The sequence below is a fragment of the Dactylosporangium sp. CA-233914 genome, from assembly GCF_050942935.1.
GTDB lineage: Bacteria > Actinomycetota > Actinomycetes > Mycobacteriales > Micromonosporaceae > Dactylosporangium.
The window spans coordinates 990367-1006540 of record NZ_CP192030.1; the positions used below are offsets into that span (position 1 = coordinate 990367).

At 71.5% G+C, this 16174-nt stretch carries 15 protein-coding genes and 1 pseudogene; 10 read left to right on the forward strand and 6 right to left on the reverse strand.

Annotation, left to right across the window (positions count from 1 at the left end; translation table 11 throughout):
- Window positions 1-6 precede the first annotated feature (6 nt).
- Window positions 7-810 (forward strand): sugar phosphate isomerase/epimerase family protein, encoded by an 804-nt coding sequence (locus tag ACQPY0_RS04560; protein ID WP_432985109.1) that lies wholly within the window; start codon window positions 7-9, stop codon window positions 808-810.
- A gap of 1674 nt (window positions 811-2484) precedes the next feature.
- Here ACQPY0_RS04560 and ACQPY0_RS04565 read toward each other — a convergent pair.
- Window positions 2485-2685: a cold-shock protein gene (locus tag ACQPY0_RS04565; protein WP_432985112.1), complete on the reverse strand. Its 201-nt coding sequence runs from the start codon at window positions 2683-2685 to the stop codon at window positions 2485-2487.
- A 189-nt stretch (window positions 2686-2874) separates the two neighbouring features.
- Window positions 2875-3456 (reverse strand): CGNR zinc finger domain-containing protein, encoded by a 582-nt coding sequence (locus ACQPY0_RS04570; RefSeq protein ID WP_432985115.1) that lies wholly within the window; start codon window positions 3454-3456, stop codon window positions 2875-2877.
- Window positions 3457-3534: 78 nt separating this feature from the next.
- Here ACQPY0_RS04570 and ACQPY0_RS04575 point away from each other — a divergent pair, with 78 nt between their 5' ends.
- The 6 genes from ACQPY0_RS04575 to ACQPY0_RS04600 all read left to right on the forward strand — a co-directional run bounded on the left by ACQPY0_RS04575 (window position 3535) and on the right by ACQPY0_RS04600 (window position 8640).
- Window positions 3535-4455, forward strand: coding sequence for a proline dehydrogenase family protein (locus ACQPY0_RS04575; RefSeq protein WP_432985118.1), 921 nt, complete (start codon window positions 3535-3537; stop codon window positions 4453-4455).
- A 99-nt stretch (window positions 4456-4554) separates the two neighbouring features.
- A complete protein-coding gene (locus tag ACQPY0_RS04580) occupies window positions 4555-5976 on the forward strand; it encodes a basic secretory protein-like protein (protein WP_432995003.1) in 1422 nt (473 codons plus the stop codon).
- A 200-nt stretch (window positions 5977-6176) separates the two neighbouring features.
- Window positions 6177-6392, forward strand: a complete 216-nt coding sequence (locus ACQPY0_RS04585; RefSeq protein ID WP_033363444.1) for a helix-turn-helix domain-containing protein — start codon at window positions 6177-6179, stop codon at window positions 6390-6392.
- 129 nt (window positions 6393-6521) lie between these two features.
- Entirely contained in the window at window positions 6522-6623 is a 102-nt protein-coding gene (locus ACQPY0_RS04590; RefSeq protein WP_007465623.1) for a 30S ribosomal protein bS22, read from the forward strand.
- A 90-nt stretch (window positions 6624-6713) separates the two neighbouring features.
- A complete protein-coding gene (locus ACQPY0_RS04595; RefSeq protein ID WP_432985121.1) occupies window positions 6714-7787 on the forward strand; it encodes an NAD-dependent epimerase/dehydratase family protein in 1074 nt (357 codons plus the stop codon).
- Entirely contained in the window at window positions 7780-8640 is an 861-nt protein-coding gene (locus ACQPY0_RS04600) for a lysophospholipid acyltransferase family protein (protein WP_432985124.1), read from the forward strand. The genes ACQPY0_RS04595 and ACQPY0_RS04600 overlap by 8 nt, the downstream gene beginning before the upstream one ends.
- A gap of 657 nt (window positions 8641-9297) precedes the next feature.
- Here ACQPY0_RS04600 and ACQPY0_RS04605 read toward each other — a convergent pair.
- The 3 genes and pseudogenes from ACQPY0_RS04605 to ACQPY0_RS04615 form a co-directional block, all read right to left on the reverse strand.
- Complete coding sequence (locus tag ACQPY0_RS04605) at window positions 9298-10080, reverse strand: HAD family hydrolase (RefSeq protein WP_432995005.1); 783 nt, start codon at window positions 10078-10080, stop codon at window positions 9298-9300.
- 580 nt (window positions 10081-10660) lie between these two features.
- Window positions 10661-11536: pseudogene (locus ACQPY0_RS04610) on the reverse strand (DUF5667 domain-containing protein); the annotation flags it as partial.
- Between the two features lie 160 nt (window positions 11537-11696).
- On the reverse strand, window positions 11697-12557 hold the full coding sequence (locus ACQPY0_RS04615; RefSeq protein WP_432995007.1) for a sigma-70 family RNA polymerase sigma factor: 861 nt from the start codon (window positions 12555-12557) through the stop codon (window positions 11697-11699).
- Between the two features lie 580 nt (window positions 12558-13137).
- Between ACQPY0_RS04615 and ACQPY0_RS04620 the strand changes: the two genes are divergently transcribed.
- The 3 genes from ACQPY0_RS04620 to ACQPY0_RS04630 are packed head-to-tail and all read left to right on the forward strand — an operon-like array spanning window position 13138 to window position 15529.
- The gene (locus ACQPY0_RS04620; RefSeq protein WP_432985127.1) at window positions 13138-14661 is read left to right on the forward strand and encodes an AMP-binding protein; all 1524 of its coding nucleotides are present in this window, start codon (window positions 13138-13140) and stop codon (window positions 14659-14661) included.
- Window positions 14658-14903, forward strand: coding sequence for a glutaredoxin family protein (locus ACQPY0_RS04625; protein WP_432985130.1), 246 nt, complete (start codon window positions 14658-14660; stop codon window positions 14901-14903). Before ACQPY0_RS04620 ends, ACQPY0_RS04625 begins: the two co-directional genes overlap by 4 nt.
- Window positions 14900-15529 carry an HAD family hydrolase gene (locus tag ACQPY0_RS04630; RefSeq protein ID WP_432985133.1) on the forward strand — a complete coding sequence of 210 codons (630 nt, stop codon included), beginning with the start codon at window positions 14900-14902 and terminating at the stop codon, window positions 15527-15529. The genes ACQPY0_RS04625 and ACQPY0_RS04630 overlap by 4 nt, the downstream gene beginning before the upstream one ends.
- Here ACQPY0_RS04630 and ACQPY0_RS04635 read toward each other — a convergent pair.
- Entirely contained in the window at window positions 15518-16162 is a 645-nt protein-coding gene (locus tag ACQPY0_RS04635; protein WP_432985136.1) for a response regulator, read from the reverse strand. The genes ACQPY0_RS04630 and ACQPY0_RS04635 overlap by 12 nt on opposite strands.
- Between the last annotated feature and the right edge of the window lie 12 nt (window positions 16163-16174).

Genomic DNA, 16174 nt, shown 5'->3' on the forward strand with positions numbered 1-16174 from the left:
GGTGGTGTGAGTCGCCAAGTTCCGGTCCTGTTGTCCACCTCGTCCGTCTTCCCCGAGCCGACCGCGGCGGGCTTCGAGATGGCCGCCGCGCTCGGCTACGACGGCGTCGAGGTCATGGTCTGGTCCGACGCGGTGAGCCAGGACGCGGGCGCGCTGGTCGGCCTGTCCCGCCACTACGGCGTAGCGGTCCGCTCCGTGCACGCGCCGTGCCTCATGGTCACCCAGCGTGTGTGGAGCCCCGACCCGTGGGAGCGCCTTCGCCGCGCCGCCGAGCTGGCCGAGACCCTGGGCGCCGACGTGGTGGTCGTCCACCCGCCCTTCGCCTGGCAGCGCGACTACGCCCGGACCTTCCAGTCCGGCCTGCTGCGCCTCGGCCGGCAGCATCCCGGCATCCGCTTCGCCGTGGAGAACATGTTCCCGCTGCGCGGCGTGGGCCGCGAGTTCGTGCCCTACGCCCCCGGCTGGGACCCGACCCTGACCGGCTTCGACGCGTACACGCTGGACCTGTCGCACTGCGCCGCCTCCCGGACGGACGCGATCGCGCTGGCCGACACCATGGCCGGCAACCTGGCCCACGTGCATCTGGGCGACGGCACGGGCAAGGGCCGCGACGAGCACCTGGTCCCGGGCCGGGGCAACATGCCGTGCGCGCAGCTGCTGGCCTCGCTGGAGTCCCGCGGCTTCACCGGCTCCGTGGCGGTCGAGGTGGGCACGCGCAAGGCGGGAAGCCGCTCCGAACGCGAGGCTGACCTGGCCGAGGCGCTACGCTTCGCCCGCCAGCACCTGGCCACCCCGTCCCCGGTCGCCTGACCGTCCCGCCGCCACGGCGAACACAGCCCGGACGAGGACGTTCCCGCTGCCCCGCCAACGCCGTCAGCGGACCGCTGGCTCTTCCGAGTCCGCCTCACCCGCGTCCGGCTTGCTTGCCCCCGCCGGCTTGGGTAATCCGGACTTGTCCGAAATGTCGCCCTGCTCCGTGGAGTCGCTGGACATGCTCGCCAGTGCGCGTCGGCGTTGATCGGCCGTCGGAGCCGGGTTGCGCCTCGGCCCTGCCCACCGCCGGGCGCATGGCTGCTGGCGGCCGGCGTTCACCCCGGCCTGGCCCGGCGCCATTGCGGTGCCCTTGAGTCGAAATCGCGATCCGCGTCCTCATTCCGGATAATCCGACATGCTCCGCATATCGGATTATCCGCCCGACAGGCGAATAATCCGGTTCGGGCGTCATCGGCAGGCCTACGGCCGGTGGCCGCACCGTCGAGTCCGTGATGGCCTGGCGACCAGCGGTGCGAGTGGCCGCGGTCTCGGGGCGCGGGTCGCGGGTCGCGGGTGCGGAGAGCCGGATGGCGCGGTTGTGGCGGTGTGGATGGCCGTGATCTCGGTCTGTCGCCGGTCGGCGCTGGTCGCGGTGCGGGGCGTCGGTTGGGCAGGGTTCCGGCGATGTTTGGTGGCACCTGACCTGCAGGTTTGCGGCCAGCAGCCGTGCGGCCGGGCGGGCGATGGCCTCGCCCCGGCAGTGTGAGTGGCCGTGGTCTTGGGCTGTCGGTGGTCGTCGCTGGTCGTGGTGTGGGGCGTTGATGGCGCGCTTTCGGCGGTGCGGGTGGTCACCGATGCCGACGAGCCTGTGGCCGGGAGCTGCAACCGCCGAGTGCGATGGTCTCGCCTTGGCCGTGGTCTCGGTCTGTCGCCGGTTGGCGCAGGTCGCGGTGCGGGCGTCGGTTGGGCAGGGTTCCGGCGATGTTGGTGGCACCTGGCCTGCAGGTCTGCGGTCAGCAGCCGTGCGGCCGGGCGCGTGATGGCCTCGCCCCAGCGGTGCGAGTGGCCGTGGTCTCGGTCTGTCGCTGGTTGGCGCTGGTCGCGGTGCGGGCGTCGGTTGGGCAGGGTTCCGGCGATGTTGGTGGCACCTGACCTGTAGGTTTGCGGCTAGCAGCCGTGCGGCCGGGCGCGCGATGGCCTCGCCCCAGCAGTGTGAGTGGCCGTGGCCTTGGGCTGTCGGTGGTCGTCGCCGGTCGCGGTGTGGGGCGTCGGATGGCGCGGTTCCGGCGGTGCGGGTGGTCACCGATGCCGACGAGCCTGTGGCCGGGAGCCGCAACCGCCGAGTGCGATGGTCTCGCCCTGGCCGTGGTCTCGGTCTGTCGCCGGTTGGCGCAGGTTGCGGTACGGGCGTCGGATGGGCCCAGTTCCGGTGCCACGAGTGGCCATCTGGCCAGCAGGTCTGCGGCCAATTGCCGGCGGACGCAACCGTCGAGTGCGTGGCGGCCTCGTCTCAGGCGTGTGAGTGGTCGCGGTGCGGGCGTCGGATGGCATGGTTCCGCCGGTGGGAGCCACCACTGCCGACCGGCCTGCGGTCGATCGCCGCGCCCCGGTGGAGCGAGCGGGGGCCGTCTACGGTCACGGCGTTGGGCTGTCGTGGGAGGCGCCTGGGGCCAGATGCGCGCCGGCCCCGGCCGCGGGAGTGGCGCGGGCCGGGGCCGTGCTAAGTCGGTGTCAGATCTTGCGGACGGACTCGGCCTGCGGGCCCTTGGGGCCCTGCTTGATCTCGAACTCGACGCGCTGGTTCTCGTCCAGTGTGCGATAACCGTCCGTCTGGATCGCGGAGAAGTGGACGAAGACGTCGCTGCCGCCGTCGACGCTGATGAAGCCGAAGCCCTTCTCAGCATTGAACCACTTCACGGTTCCCTGGGCCATGGTGCTGTTTCTCCTTCGTAGGGCGTTGTGATCCGGTGACGTACCCGGTGTCGGGGGCCGCCCCCAAAGGCGCAGGGGGCGGCACCGCATCGCCCAACCCCGCGTGTCCGACTTATCGGACGCACGGTAAAGCGAACCACATGACGCAAGATATGCCGAAGTTACCGGCGCCGGAGTGGTTTCCAGTAGTTACGCGGTCACGACCGCCCGATCGGAGTCGTCCACGACCACCCCCGGCGCTGGGGCGCTCGTCTCCGCGGCGCGCTTGCGGGCGCGATGGGCCGCGACATGGGAGCGGGTGGCGCAGCGCTCCGAGCAGAAGCGGCGGCAGCAGTTCGAGGACGTGTCCAGGTAGACGTTGCCGCAGCGCTCGTCGGCGCACACGCCGAAGCGGGTGCTGCCGTGCTCGCACAGCCACACCGCCAGGCCCCAGGCCGCGCCGGCCAGCAGCTCCGAGCTGACCGACGAGCCGCGGCCGGTCACGTGCATGTGCCAGTCGTGGGTGTCGTGGCCGGAGATGCGCGGCTGCATGGGATACGCCTCGAGGAGGGCGTTGAGCTCCGCGACCGCGGCGATGTCCCGGCCCGAGGAGCCGTGCTCGAACACCTCCCGTAGCCGCTTGCGGGCGCGCCGGAAGGCGACCAGGTCGCGCTCCGTCGCCTCGGCGGTCTGCCAACTGTCCTCGCCGAAGAGAGCGACGAGGTCTTGCATGCTTTCGAGCGGCGCGTTGACGATGTCGACGGCGGTCCGCGCATACGCGTCGAAGTCCACCCGACCAAGGTAGTCAAGAAATGCCACACTGGCGACCAGGCGTCACCGGAGGTCTCCGGTTCTGTCTACGCTCGGCTCATGCTCAGATCGGTCATCCTTGCCGCCGCCCGCTCCCACCGGGTCGAGCGGCTCGTTGAAACCGCCCCGGTCAGCCGCAGCATCGTGCGTCGCTTCATCGCCGGGGAGCACGCGGACGACGCGCTACAGCGCACCCGCGAGCTGGCCGCGGACGGTCTCGCCGTCACGATCGACTATCTGGGGGAGGACACCACCAACCCCCACCAGGCCGAGGCGACCCGCGATGAGTACCTCAAGCTCCTCGACGCCCTGCACGCCGCCGAGCTGACCCCGGCGGCCGAGGTGAGCCTCAAGCTCTCCGCGCTCGGCCAGGTCTTCGACGAGAAGATCGCCTACGAGCACGCCCGCGCGATCTGCGCCAAGGCCAGCGAGTCCGGCACGACGGTGACCCTGGACGCGGAGGACCACACCACCACCGACTCGACGCTGGAGGTGCTCGCCCGGCTGCGCGGGGAGTTTCCGACCACCGGGGCGGTGGTGCAGGCCTACCTGCGCCGCACCGAGGCCGACTGCCGCGAGCTCGCCGTCGAGGGCTCCCGGGTCCGGCTGTGCAAGGGTGCCTACAAGGAGCCGGAGTCGGTGGCGTACCAGACCCGCCTCGACGTCGACAAGTCGTACGTGCGCTGCCTCAACGTGCTCATGTCCGGCGGCGGCTACCCGATGATCGCCACCCACGACCCCCGCCTGATCGCCATCGGCGAGGACCGGGCGAAGTGGTTCGAGCGCAGCCCCGACGAGTTCGAGTTCCAGATGCTCTACGGCGTGCGCCCCGACGAGCAGCTGCGCCTCGCCCGGCTGGGCTACACCGTGCGGGTCTATCTTCCCTACGGCACGCAGTCGTACGCGTACATGATGCGCCGCCTCGCCGAGCGCCCCGCCAACGTCGGTTTCCTGGCCAGGGCCCTGCGCTCGCGGGGCTGAGGGCCGCCGGCGCCAACGCCGGACAACCCGGGAGGAAACGGCTTCTCGTCCGTACGGTCGACGCGGCACCTTGACCGGTTCACGTACGGTCCGGCAGTGATGGTTGGGGATGGAGGGCCGCACGCGGACGTCAGGGACGTCACCGTGGGCCACGCCGCCATTCCCCACCAGCGCGGCCCGGCCCGGCACCGCTTCAAGGAAAGCCCCGGAAGACCCGGCAGCGGCACGGTCCTCCGTGCGGTGTTGTTCACCGCTCTCGCCGTCGTGCTCCTCGCCCCGGCCGGCGCGATCGCCTTCGCCGCGGCGCGCTACGAGCGCTCGGCCATCGTCTCCGGCCAGGATCTTTTCGGCGCCGCGGGCCACGACGGGGCCGGGCGGCCGGACGCCCGGTCCGGCCGGCCGGGTGCCCCGGGCGCGACCCAGAACGCCGCACCCGGCACCGTCGACGGACGGATCCGCCAGGCCCTGCAGGACCAGGCGGCCGCCCTGCTCGGCGGCGACGAGGACGGCTTCCTGCGCGCCGTCGACCCGTCGGCGACCGGGCTGCGGGAGAACCTCGCGCGCCGGTTCGGGTCACTGCGTCAGTTGCAGGTCAAGGTCTGGCAGCCGGCCGTGCAGGGGCGGGCCGCGCAGGCGGGCGGCACCGCGACGGCGACCGTGCTCGTGAAGTACTGCTTCGTCGTCGACACCTGTGAACCCCTGACCCTGGAGGCCACCACCAAGTGGAGCGTCGCCGGCAAGTCGGTCACGCTGCTGGAGTTCGGCACCGCCAAGTATCTCGGGCCGCGGCCGTTCGAGGTCAGCGAACTGCGCACCGTGGTCGGGGACCGGGTGGTGATGTCGACGACGGCGAAGTACGCCTCCCGCCTGCCCTCCATGCTCCCCGCCGCGGAGCGGGCCGCCGCGCTCACCGACACCTTCGCCCGCTGGGGTGGCCCGCCCGCGCGCTACGTCGTCTACCTGGCCGGCCCCGACGAGTGGTCGTCGTGGTACGGCCTGCGCCAGGAGGCCTGGGTGGCGGGCTTCGCGCTGCCACTCACCGCGAGCGTGACGGAGATCGTGCTCAACGCGGCGCGGGTGGACACCAAGCAGACCCTCGACGTGCTGCGCCACGAGTTCACGCACGTCGTGACGCTGGCCGGGGTGGAGAAGGCGTACGAGCACACCTGGTGGCTGGTCGAGGGCATCGCGGAGTACGTCCGCGTGAAGGGCAGCGGAAAGCCCTTCGACGGCGTGGGGGACGTGCGCACCTACGTGCGCAGCGGGCACTGGAAGGGCGAGATCGCGCTCGACGACCCGCCCGCGGACTCGAGCACCGCGGACGTGAGCGGCCGCTACGGCGTGGCGTACCTCTCCCTGCAGCGCATCGCCGACCGCTACGGCGAGGACAAGCTGCTCGAGTTCTTCGACTACGCCGCCCGCCAGGGCCTGGCGCTGAGCGACGCGGCCCCGAAGGCGTTCGGCGTGACCTGGGACGACGTCGAGGCCGACTGCGCACGGGCCGTGCGGGGCCACGGCTGAGGCCTCGAGTGCTCGCCGACGCCTCGATGCGGTGATCGCGGCGCGGACGCAGTGATCAAGTATCCGGGAAAGATTCCGACGATCCTGGGGTGCAAGTCACAGGCGTACCGTTACCGTACTGGTAACACGCTGATTGAGTAGCGCTCGATCCGGGGCTGCCGGGCCGGGCGCATAGGCGAGCGCGCTGGTCGGAGGTCGCGATGTCGAGCACGCCACACACCACCGAAGGCCGGTTGGGCGAGGTCAGGTTCCTGACCGTCGCCGAGGTGGCCACCCTGATGCGGGTGTCAAAGATGACCGTGTACCGCCTGGTCCACGCCGGTGATCTCACCGCCGTTCGTGTCGGGCGGTCGTTCCGGGTTCCTGAGCATGCGGTCGACGCGTACCTGCGTGAAGCCTTCCGCGAGACTGCGTAGCCCTTCTTTGGTGCGGCTTGCCGGGGGCGTTTTCCGATCCAGCGGCGGTACGGCTACCCTTGAACGGCTAACCATGTCTTCGGCGTGCCAGCGATGGCACGCGTTCCGCTGTATCGAGGAGATGCTCGTATGGGCTCGGTGGTCAAGAAGCGCCGCAAGCGAATGGCCAAGAAGAAGCACCGCAAGCTGCTGCGCAAGACCCGCGTCCAGCGTCGTCGTCTCGGCAAGTAGCGTTCAGGCTCGTCACCCGGCGGCCGGTCTGCACCCAGGCCGGGTGGCGAAACCGCGCTCCGCTGTGCTCTTTGCTGTGATCGGAGCCGCGTGACCGCGTCGCCCAGCGTCGTCCTGGTGACCGGGGTGAGCCGGTATCTCGGCGCCCATCTGGCCGCCCGGCTCGCCGCCGACCCGCGCATCGACCGCGTCGTCGCCGTCGATGCGACCGCACCCGCCGGCGAGCTGGCCGAGGTGCTGTCGGCCGCCGGCCCCAAGATCGACGTGCAGCAGATCGACCTGCGCACCCCGGGGGTGCTGCGGGTGATGGTCGACGCCCGCGTCGAGGCGGTGGCCCACCTTGCCGTGGCCACGGCGACCGACCAGCACGGCGGCCGCGCGGCGATGAAGGAGCTCAACGTCATCGGCTCCATGCAGCTGCTGGCCGCCTGCCAGCAGGCCCACCGGCTGCGCAAGCTGATCGTGCGCTCCTCCACGGCGGCCTACGGGGCGTCCTTCCGTGACCCGGCGATCTTCACCGAGGACACTGAGCCGCGCGAGGTGCCCCGAGGCGGGTTCGCCAAGGACGTGCTGGACATCGAGGGTTACGTCCGGGGCTTCCGGCGCCGGCGCCCCGACGTGGCCGCGACCGTGCTGCGGTTCGCACCGTTCATCGGCTCCGCGGTTGACACACGGCTGACGAGGTACTTCGCCCAGCCCGTCGTCCCCACGGTCCTCGGCCGCGACCCGCGCCTGCAGTTCCTGCACGTCGACGACGCGTTCGAGGTGCTGACGCGGTCCGTGACCGAGAATCACCCGGGCACGTTCAACGTGGCCGGCGCCGGCACGCTGACGCTCTCGCAGGCCGTCCGCCGCGCGGGCCGCGTCACCATGCCGGTCCTCGAGCCCGGCCTGAACGCCCTGGCCGGCCTCGGCCGCGCCGGGGTGTCCCTGGACCAGCTCGACCTGTTCGTACACGGCCGGGTCGTCGACACCTCGAAGCTGATCCGCGAGTTCGGCATCGCCCCGCGTACCACTGCTGAGGCGTTCGCCGAGTTCGTCCGGAGCCGCCGCGCCAACGAGCTGCTGCGCGCGGATACGATTCGCTCTGTCGAGCAGGCGTTGCTCGACGGCTTCCGCAGGACCCGAGCGGCCCGCGCCGCGTTGGAGAGTGGCGATGACTGACCCGAGTCTCCCCGACGTTTGGGATGATCGGGTCGCCGGCGCGCTGGCCTTTCTCCGCGAGCGCCTGACCGGCGACTACGAGATCGACGGCTTCGGCTTCGACCGGCACCTCACCGACGGCGTGTTCCTGCCCCTGCTACGGCCCCTGTACAAGCAGTGGTTCCGCACCGAGGTCTTCGGCACCGAGCACGTGCCGAAGGAGAGCGCCGCCCTGGTGGTCGCCAACCACTCCGGCACGTTCGCGCTCGACGCCCTGATGCTCTCGGTCGCCGTCCACGACGAGACCGACGCCCGGCGTCACCTGCGCCTGCTCGGCGCCGACCTGGTCTTCCGCATGCCGTTCCTGTCGGAGGTGGCCCGCAAGTCCGGTGCCACGCTGGCCTGCAACCCCGACGCCGAACGCCTCCTGGCCGAGGGCGAGCTCGTCGGGGTGTTCCCGGAGGGCTTCAAGGGCATCGGCAAGCCCTTCGCCGAGCGGTACAAGCTGCAGCGCTTCGGCCGCGGCGGCTTCGTCTCGGCCGCCCTGCGCACCGGCAAGCCGATCATCCCGGTCTCCATCGTCGGCGCCGAGGAGATCTATCCGATGATCGGCAACATCCGCCCGCTGGCCCGCCTGCTGGGCGCACCGTACTTCCCGGTCACCCCCATGTTCCCGTGGCTGGGCCCGCTGGGCATGGTCCCGCTGCCGAGCAAGTGGCTGATCGAGTTCGGCGAGCCGATCCCGACCGAGGACTTCACGGACTCGGCCGACGACCCGATGGTCGTGTTCAACCTGGCCGACCAGGTCCGCGAGACGATCCAGCAGACGCTCTACAAGCTGCTGGACCGCCGCCCGGACGCCTTCTCCGCCTGAGCTTCCCCGGCCTCTCGCCGCGCCTCCGACCGCCCCCGCTCGGTCGGCGCCGTGTCCTTCACGCGTTGTGCCTCCGTCGCGCTGGGTCCGGGCCGGGCCGGCCACCCGCGGTGCCGGCCCCCTCTTTGCTCCGGCCCCAACTCCCGATCTCCCCACCAGGTGCCGACCAACGTCTGTTTCGTAGCTGCCCGCGTGGTGCGTGGCCGTTGCGCAACAGTCCGGCTCGTGCACCTCGTCGTTCCGGCGCGGTCCCGCCGGGGTTGTCGAGGGCACCCACCGGCACTCGACGCTGGTGCTGCGCTGCGGCCGCCGGACACGAACGCCGATGCGGCGCCCTTACGGCCCTGATAGACAAACTTCATCTTAGAGCCACATGGCCGTTAGCCAAGGCCTGCGACACGGCTCTGAAACACGCCTCAGAGCGACCGACGCCCGCCGTGCGCCTGCGGCGCGGCAGGTCCAGGGGTGAGGCGCCCGCCGCGACGAGGCGTGACCTTGACCAACTGCTGGTCTCTCTTATGGCGAAATTTCGGATCTGTCCGTTATGGCGGACTGATCGCTGCTCGGTGACAAGGTGATGCGGCCGGCGCGGTCGCAGGTCGGGCAACAGGTCCGAACCAGTGACCGCCGGCCGCGGGCAGGGCGTGGATTGAAGGTTCAGGTCGTCGGGGAGTTGGGGCCGGCCGGTGGCGGGGTCTGCGCCGGGATACGGCGGCGGCGTTTGCGCATCGCGGCGAACGTCGCCGCGCCGCCGATCAGCACGCCCGTGGCCAGGGCCGCGGGGATCGCGATCTTCGCCGCCTTGCGGCCGGTGCGGAAGTCGCGGATCTCCCAGCCGCGCTTGCGGGCCTCGCGGCGCAGTGACGCGTCCGGGTTGACCGCCACCGCGTAGCCGACGGTCGAGAGCATCGGGGCGTCGTTGATCGAGTCGCTGTACGCGGCGCAGCGTGACAGGTCCAGGCCCTCCGCCAGGGCCAGGGTCGTGATCGCGGAGGCCTTCTCGGGGCCGTGCATGAGGTCGCCGACCAGGCGGCCGGTGTAGACCCCGTCGGAGATCTCGGCCACGGTGCCGATCGCGCCCGTCAGGCCCAGGCGGGCGGCGATGATCCGGCCGAGCTCCACCGGGGCGGCGGTCACCAGCCACACGCGCTGGCCGGCGTCGATGTGCAGCTGCGCCAGGGCCAGGGTGCCGGACCAGATGCGGTCGGCCATGAGCTCGTCGAAGATCTCCTCGCAGAGGCGCTCCATCTCATCGACCTTCCAGCCGGCGATGAACGCGAGCGCGGTGGACTTGGCGCTGGAGACGGTGCCGGCGTGCTCGGAGGCCAGGAGGCGGAAGCGGGCCTGCTGGTAGGCGAAGCGGACCAGGTCGCGGCTGGTGAAGTACTTCCGCTTGGCCAGGCCGCGGGCGAAGTAGTAGATCGACGCGCCCTGCATCATCGTGTTGTCGACGTCGAAGAAGGCGGCTGCGGACGGGTCGGAGCGGATCTCCAGGGCGGCCTCGACCTCGGCGGCGGCCCAGCCCTCCGCGGAGACGACGATGCGACCGCTCGGCCTGCGGCGCCGGAGAGCGGAGGGTCGGATCGGCACTTGCAGTCTCCCCTCGGCGATGAAACGAGCCAACACGACGAAACCATCAAACGCGATGGAGCGCGCCCGCGCGACGGGACGAGCCAACGCGATGAAACCGAGCCAACGGTACCGGGCACCGAACAGCAACAGGGCCCGGTGAAGGTCACCGGGCCCTGGCATGTCGCGAACATGTCGCTGGGTCGAATCAGTGCAGCAGCCAGTCGAGCAGGCCACCCTTTTGCGACTTCGTCGGGGCCGGGGTGGGCTCGCCGACGACCGGGTCGGCCGGCGCCGACTCGGGGGCCGTGGAGTTCACCGCGGCACCGGACGGGCCGGTGGAGGGGGCGTGCGCGTCCTTGCCGGTCTGGCTCGGGTTGTTCGGCGTGGCCGGCTGCTGTTGCTGCGAGCCGGAGTTGCCGCCCTGCTTGTCCGTCGTGCGGCACGCGTTGCTCACCGGCACCGGCCCGAGCGAGTCCGGCGCGGTCACCGCGCTGGAGCCACACTTGAGCAGCGGCCGGAGGGCCTTGGAGCGGCGGTCGATCTCCTCGAGCAGGGTGACCGACTTGCTCGCGCGGGTGCGGGCGTCGCCGGTCGCCGCGGTCTGGAGTTTCTCCGCGGCGCCGCGCTGGTTGGTCACGAAGCCGTCGATCGCGTCCAGGGCCGCGGTGTCCTTGCGGGCGACCGCGGTGGCCGTGAGGAGCCGGACGCCCTCGAGGGTCTCGCTGTCCATGTCGTCGAGCACCGAGGAGAGCCCGGCCGGGTCCTTGACCGCCTGTGCCTCGTCGAGGCGGGTGCGGGCGAATTCGAGGTACAGCTGACCGCGGCTGATGTCCGAACCGGCCAGGGCCAGCTGGGCCTTCTCGGTGGAGCGCTTGACGGAGTAGAGCGCGTCGCCGGGGATGGCGTCCCCGCTCGCGGCCGACATGCCGGACAGAGCCAGGGTGCCGGCGGCGAGGCCGACGACGATGGCCCCGCGGGTGCGGGTCCGGCGACTGACGGCCGGGCGGCTGCCCGCCGGTCGGCGCAGGGACTGCAGGCCCAACCGGCGGGTCGGCTCGGGCTCGGGCGCCTTGGCGGTCGCCCCGATGCCCTCGCGCTCGATCGTGGCCATGAGCGTGGCCCGCAGACCGTCGCGGAACTCCTGCTGCGCCTCCACCCGGACCGGCAGCTCACCGAGCCGCTGGCCGACCGACACCAGGTCGGTGAGGGATTCGTCGAGCGTGGTCCTCGTGTGGTGTCGTCGGGCCCCTGTGGCCTCGTCGAGGAGCTGAGCGAACCGCTCAGCCCGTCGACGGTGGAAGACGGAGCCAATCACCTGAGGCACCCCCCTTCGCTGATCGCGTCACTCAGGCGCGGAAGGGCAGCGGGATGGTGTGCCACCGCGTCCGCCGTGCGCCATGCCGACGGTCGCATCAGGACCAACGGTGCAGGGCGGAGGCTGGTTACGGCGCCCGTGGGGGCACTGTAACCGAAGGTGGCAGCGATCACGGCTGGAATCCGTCGGGCAGCAGCCGGGCGAGCGCGCGTACCGCACGGTACTGCAACGCTTTGATGGCTCCCTCGTTCTTGTTCATGGTCTGCGCGGTCTCCGCGACGGAGAAGCCGTGCAGGAACCGCAGCACGATGCACTCCTGCTGCTCGGGGTTGAGCTGTTTGACGGCCTTGAGCAGGTCAACGTTGGTGATGTGGTCGATCACGGCCGCCTCGGGGCTGCCCTCCGGCCCCCGGTCGGGGCGGTCGGCGTCGAGCACGTCGCCGGTGGTGACCTCCAGCCGGTACCGGCCGGACTTGAAGTGGTCAGCGACAAGGTTGCGGGCGATGGTGACCAGCCAGGCACCGAGGTCGCGACCCTGCCACGTGAAGCTGCCGATGCGCTTGAGCGCGCGCAGGAACGTGTCGGCGGTCAGGTCCTCGGCGAGCTGGCGGTTACCGACCCGGAAGTACACGAAACGGAAGACCGTGTCGAAGTAGCGGTCGTAGAGGAGCCCGAATGCCGCACCGTCGCCCGCCTGGGCCCGCTCGATGAGCGCCCAGACCTCCGAGGCCGGGTCGCCCCGGTCGGGCCGGGTCGGCTGGGGAGCCGGCTGCGGCGGTACGGGCTCGCGCGGACCGGTGTCGGTCAGCGTGTCCGTGCCGCCGCCGCGTACGTCGGTCGGGATCGGCACGGTGTCCTCGCCCAGCAGCCCGGCGCCGGCTCCGGCGCCCGAGGGCTTGCCGTTCAGCCCGGCGTTGGGTCTGGAGTTCGGGCCCGACCGGGCCGGCGCCTCGTTGGTGTGGGGGCGCCCGCGCGTGCGCGGCACGCTGCCTCCTTCACCGCGGATCACCGTGGCGAACATGTCGCGCATCGAGTCGCGCAGCATCGTCAGCCCACCGGCGAGTGCGTGTTCAGCGTCGAACACGTGCTGGTAACCGCTCATGCGTCACAAGCCGCAAGATATGGCTTATTCGGCGCGATCACGGGCACTTCGGCCTCCTCGGGGTGAGGGGTGTCAACTCGCAACAAATGGGGTGAGTCGACTTCGGTGATAATAGGTCCGGCGTCACCCGCGTGTGGGCGGCTCTTGGCGTGAGGGCACATTCATCCCATGGATCTGTGTGCGATCGGCGCACATGTTGTCCGTCACTTCGCCTCGACACGCCGTACGACACACCGCTAAACCGGCGAAATGGGACGTAAACGCCGCGTGGGTGCGGCGGGATCTCACGGTTCTTGCACACGATCGGGTGTTCCTTTACTCAGTCGGCGTGTCGGGCCTCTCACGGTTGATCGCATCGGACCGCCGGCGAGTCCCACATCGAGCCCTCGCCATGTCGCACGCACGATGCCATGGGACCGGGTGATAGGTGACGGGTGATATTTCCGAGACCGCCTCCCCACCCTCGGGTCTCGATGACCCGCCGGGCGCTGTGCAAGACTCGGCGACCGTGCAGGACGTTTCGATTCCGGCCGCCGTCAACTTCGCCGACGTCGTCAGGCGCGCCGCCGCCGCCCGCGGCGCCTGCCCCGCCCTGCGGTCGCACGACGCCGAGCTCACCTGGGCCGAGCTGGACCGGCAGGTGGACGCCGTGGCCGCCGGACTGGGCGCGCTCGGCCTGCCCGCGGACGAGCACGGCCGCCCGCGCGTGGTGATCGCGCTGCCCAACGTGCCCGAGTTCGCCGCCGTCTTTTTCGGGGTGCTGCGCGCCGGGCTGGTCGCGGTGCCGGTCAACCCCGCGTACACCACCCGCGAGCTCGCCCACACGGTCGCCGACTCCGGCGCGGCCGTGATCGTGGCGACCGGCCCGGTGCTCGAGGCGCTCGGGGATTCGGCACCGGCTGTGCGGTACCGGCTCGGAAGTAGCCTCGGCGGATTACTCAGCGGCCCTGCGCCGATCTCACAGGCCCCCGCGGCCGGCGGGAGCGAGGACCTCGCGGTGCTGCTCTACACCTCCGGCACCGCCGGCGCGCCGAAGGGCGCCATGCTGCCGCACCGCGCGCTGCTGGCCAACCATGAGCAGCTCGCCCGCATCGAGCCGGCACCGGTGACCCCCGACGACGTACTGCTGCTGGCGGTGCCGCTCTTCCACGCGTACGGGCTCAACTCCGGCCTCGGCGCGGTCGCGTTCCACGGCGCCTGCGGGGTGCTGGTGGAGCGCTTCGACCCGGCCGACTCGCTGGAGGCGATCGAGCGGCACGGGGTGACCGGCGTGGTCGGCGTGCCGCCGATGTACGTCGCCTGGTCGCTCATGGGGGAGCGGCTGGCCCGGGCCTGGTCCGGGGTGCGCCTGGCGGTGTGCGGCGCCTCCCCGCTGGACCCGGCGGCCGAGCGGCGCTTCGCGGAGGCGACCGGGCACGCGGTACACCAGGGATATGGCCTGACCGAGGCGGCGCCGGTGGTCACCAGCACGCTGGCCGCCCCGGCGATCAAGCCGGGCTCGATCGGCCGGCCGATCCCCGGCGTCGGGCTGCGGCTGGTCGACGCCGGCGGCGAGGACGTGCAGGAGGACGAGGACGACGGCACCCGCGACCCCGGCGAGATCGTGGTCCGCGGCGAGAACCTCTTCCGGGGGTACTGGCCCGGCGCCGCCGACGGCCCGGGCCCGGACGGGTGGTGGGCGACCGGCGACGTCGCCTACGCCGACGAGGACGGCGACCTGTTCATCGTCGACCGCCTCGGGGAGCTCATCCTCGTCAGCGGCTTCAACGTGTATCCGCACGAGGTCGAGAGCGTGCTGGCCGCGCACGGGTCCGTGGTGGAGGCGGCCGCGCTCGGCGTGCCGCATCCCTACACCGGCCAGACCGTCAAGGCCCTGGTCGTGCGGGTCCCCGGCTCCCAGGTCACGGCCGAGGAGCTGATCGCGCACTGCGAGCGTAACCTGGCCCGGTTCAAATGCCCCACCGCCGTCGAGTTCGTGGCGCAGCTGCCGCACTCGGCGACGGGCAAGATCCGTAAGGGTGTACTGCGATGAGGCTCACGCTCTACACGCGCCCCGGCTGCCACCTGTGCGAGGACGCCAAGGCGGTCCTGGCCCGGGTCGAGGCCGCCACCGGTGAGGGCTTCACCGAGGTGGACATCGAGGGCGACGACGAGCTCGAGGAGGAGTACGGCTTCCGCATCCCCGTGCTGCTGCTCGACGGCAGGGAGCACGGTTACTGGCGGGTCGAGGAGGACCGGCTGCTGCGCGATCTGCGGCTATCCTCACCCGGGTGAAGCACCTGGTTTGGGACTGGAACGGGACCCTCCTCGACGACCTCAAGCTCGTCGTCGACGCCACCAACGTCTGCCTGGCCACCGTCGGCGGCCCGGTCATCACCGCCGACGAGCACCGCCGCGACTTCCGCCGGCCGATCCTGGACTACTACGCGCACGTGCTCGAGCGCCCGGTCGACCAGGTCGAGTTCCAGCTGCTCGACGACGCGTTCCACAACGCCTACCGGCAGCGGATGGCCGAGGTGCGGCTGGCCCCGGACGCGCTGGAGGCCATGGCGAAGTGGCCCGGCAGCCAGTCCCTGCTGTCCATGTTCTTCCACGACGAACTGCTGGTCGAGGTCGAGCGGCACGGCCTCACCGCCCGCCTGGTCCGCGTCGACGGCCTGCCGGGCACGGTCGGCGGCCACCGCAAGGCGGAGTTCCTGGAGCGTCACCTGCGGGCGCTGGAGCTCGACCCCGCGGACACGGTGCTGATCGGCGACTCGGTCGACGACGGCGACGCGGCGCGCGCGGTGGGCGCCTCGGCGGTGCTCTACGCGGGCGGCTTCACCGAGACCGCCCTGCTGCGGGCGACCGGGCTGCCGGTCGCCTACTCCCTGCTGGAGGCGATCGACTTAGCTCTGTAGGTAGGCGAGCACCGCCAGCACCCGGCGGTGCTGCTCGTCGTCCGGCGGCAGGTCGAGCTTGGTGAAGATGTTCTTGACGTGCTTCTCGACCGCGCCGTCGGTGACGACGAGCTTGCGGGCGATCGCGGTGTTCGAGCGGCCCTCCGCCATCAGCCCGAGCACCTCGCGCTCGCGCGGGGTGAGGCTGCGCAGCGGGTCGTCGCGCCGGCGGCGGACCAGCAGCTGGCCGACGACCTCGGGGTCCAGGACGGTGGCGCCGCCGGCGACCCGCTGCATCGCGTCGAGGAACTCGGCGACTTCGGAGACGCGGTCCTTCAGCAGATACCCCACCGCGCCCGCCCGGTCCGCCAGCAGGTCGTCGGCGTAGGAGACCTCGACGTACTGCGAGAGCACCAGGATCGGCGTGCGCGGCACCCGGGACCGGGCCTCGACCGCGGCGCGCAGCCCCTCGTCGGTGTGCGAGGGCGGCATGCGCACGTCGACGATGGCGACGTCGGGCCGGTGTTCGACGACCGCCTTGACCAGGCTTGGGCCGTCCCCGACGGCGGCGAGGACCTCGTGACCGCTCTCGCTGAGCAGGCGCACCAGGCCCTCGCGCAGCAGGACCGCATCATCCGCAACGACTACGCGCACCCGCCGATGATA

What these genes read in the sequence shown, in the direction of transcription:
- ACQPY0_RS04565 (WP_432985112.1), bottom strand. Translation starts at nt 2,685, where the DNA reads ATGGCCCAGGGAACCGTGAAGTGGTTCAATGCTGAGAAGGGCTTCGGC.
- ACQPY0_RS04575 (WP_432985118.1), top strand. Translation starts at nt 3,535, where the DNA reads ATGCTCAGATCGGTCATCCTTGCCGCCGCCCGCTCCCACCGGGTCGAG.
- ACQPY0_RS04580 (WP_432995003.1), top strand. Translation starts at nt 4,555, where the DNA reads ATGGTTGGGGATGGAGGGCCGCACGCGGACGTCAGGGACGTCACCGTG.
- ACQPY0_RS04585 (WP_033363444.1), top strand. Translation starts at nt 6,177, where the DNA reads ATGTCGAGCACGCCACACACCACCGAAGGCCGGTTGGGCGAGGTCAGG.
- ACQPY0_RS04590 (WP_007465623.1), top strand. Translation starts at nt 6,522, where the DNA reads ATGGGCTCGGTGGTCAAGAAGCGCCGCAAGCGAATGGCCAAGAAGAAG.
- ACQPY0_RS04600 (WP_432985124.1), top strand. Translation starts at nt 7,780, where the DNA reads ATGACTGACCCGAGTCTCCCCGACGTTTGGGATGATCGGGTCGCCGGC.
- ACQPY0_RS04605 (WP_432995005.1), bottom strand. Translation starts at nt 10,080, where the DNA reads ATGATGCAGGGCGCGTCGATCTACTACTTCGCCCGCGGCCTGGCCAAG.
- ACQPY0_RS04615 (WP_432995007.1), bottom strand. Translation starts at nt 12,557, where the DNA reads ATGCGCGACATGTTCGCCACGGTGATCCGCGGTGAAGGAGGCAGCGTG.
- ACQPY0_RS04625 (WP_432985130.1), top strand. Translation starts at nt 14,658, where the DNA reads ATGAGGCTCACGCTCTACACGCGCCCCGGCTGCCACCTGTGCGAGGAC.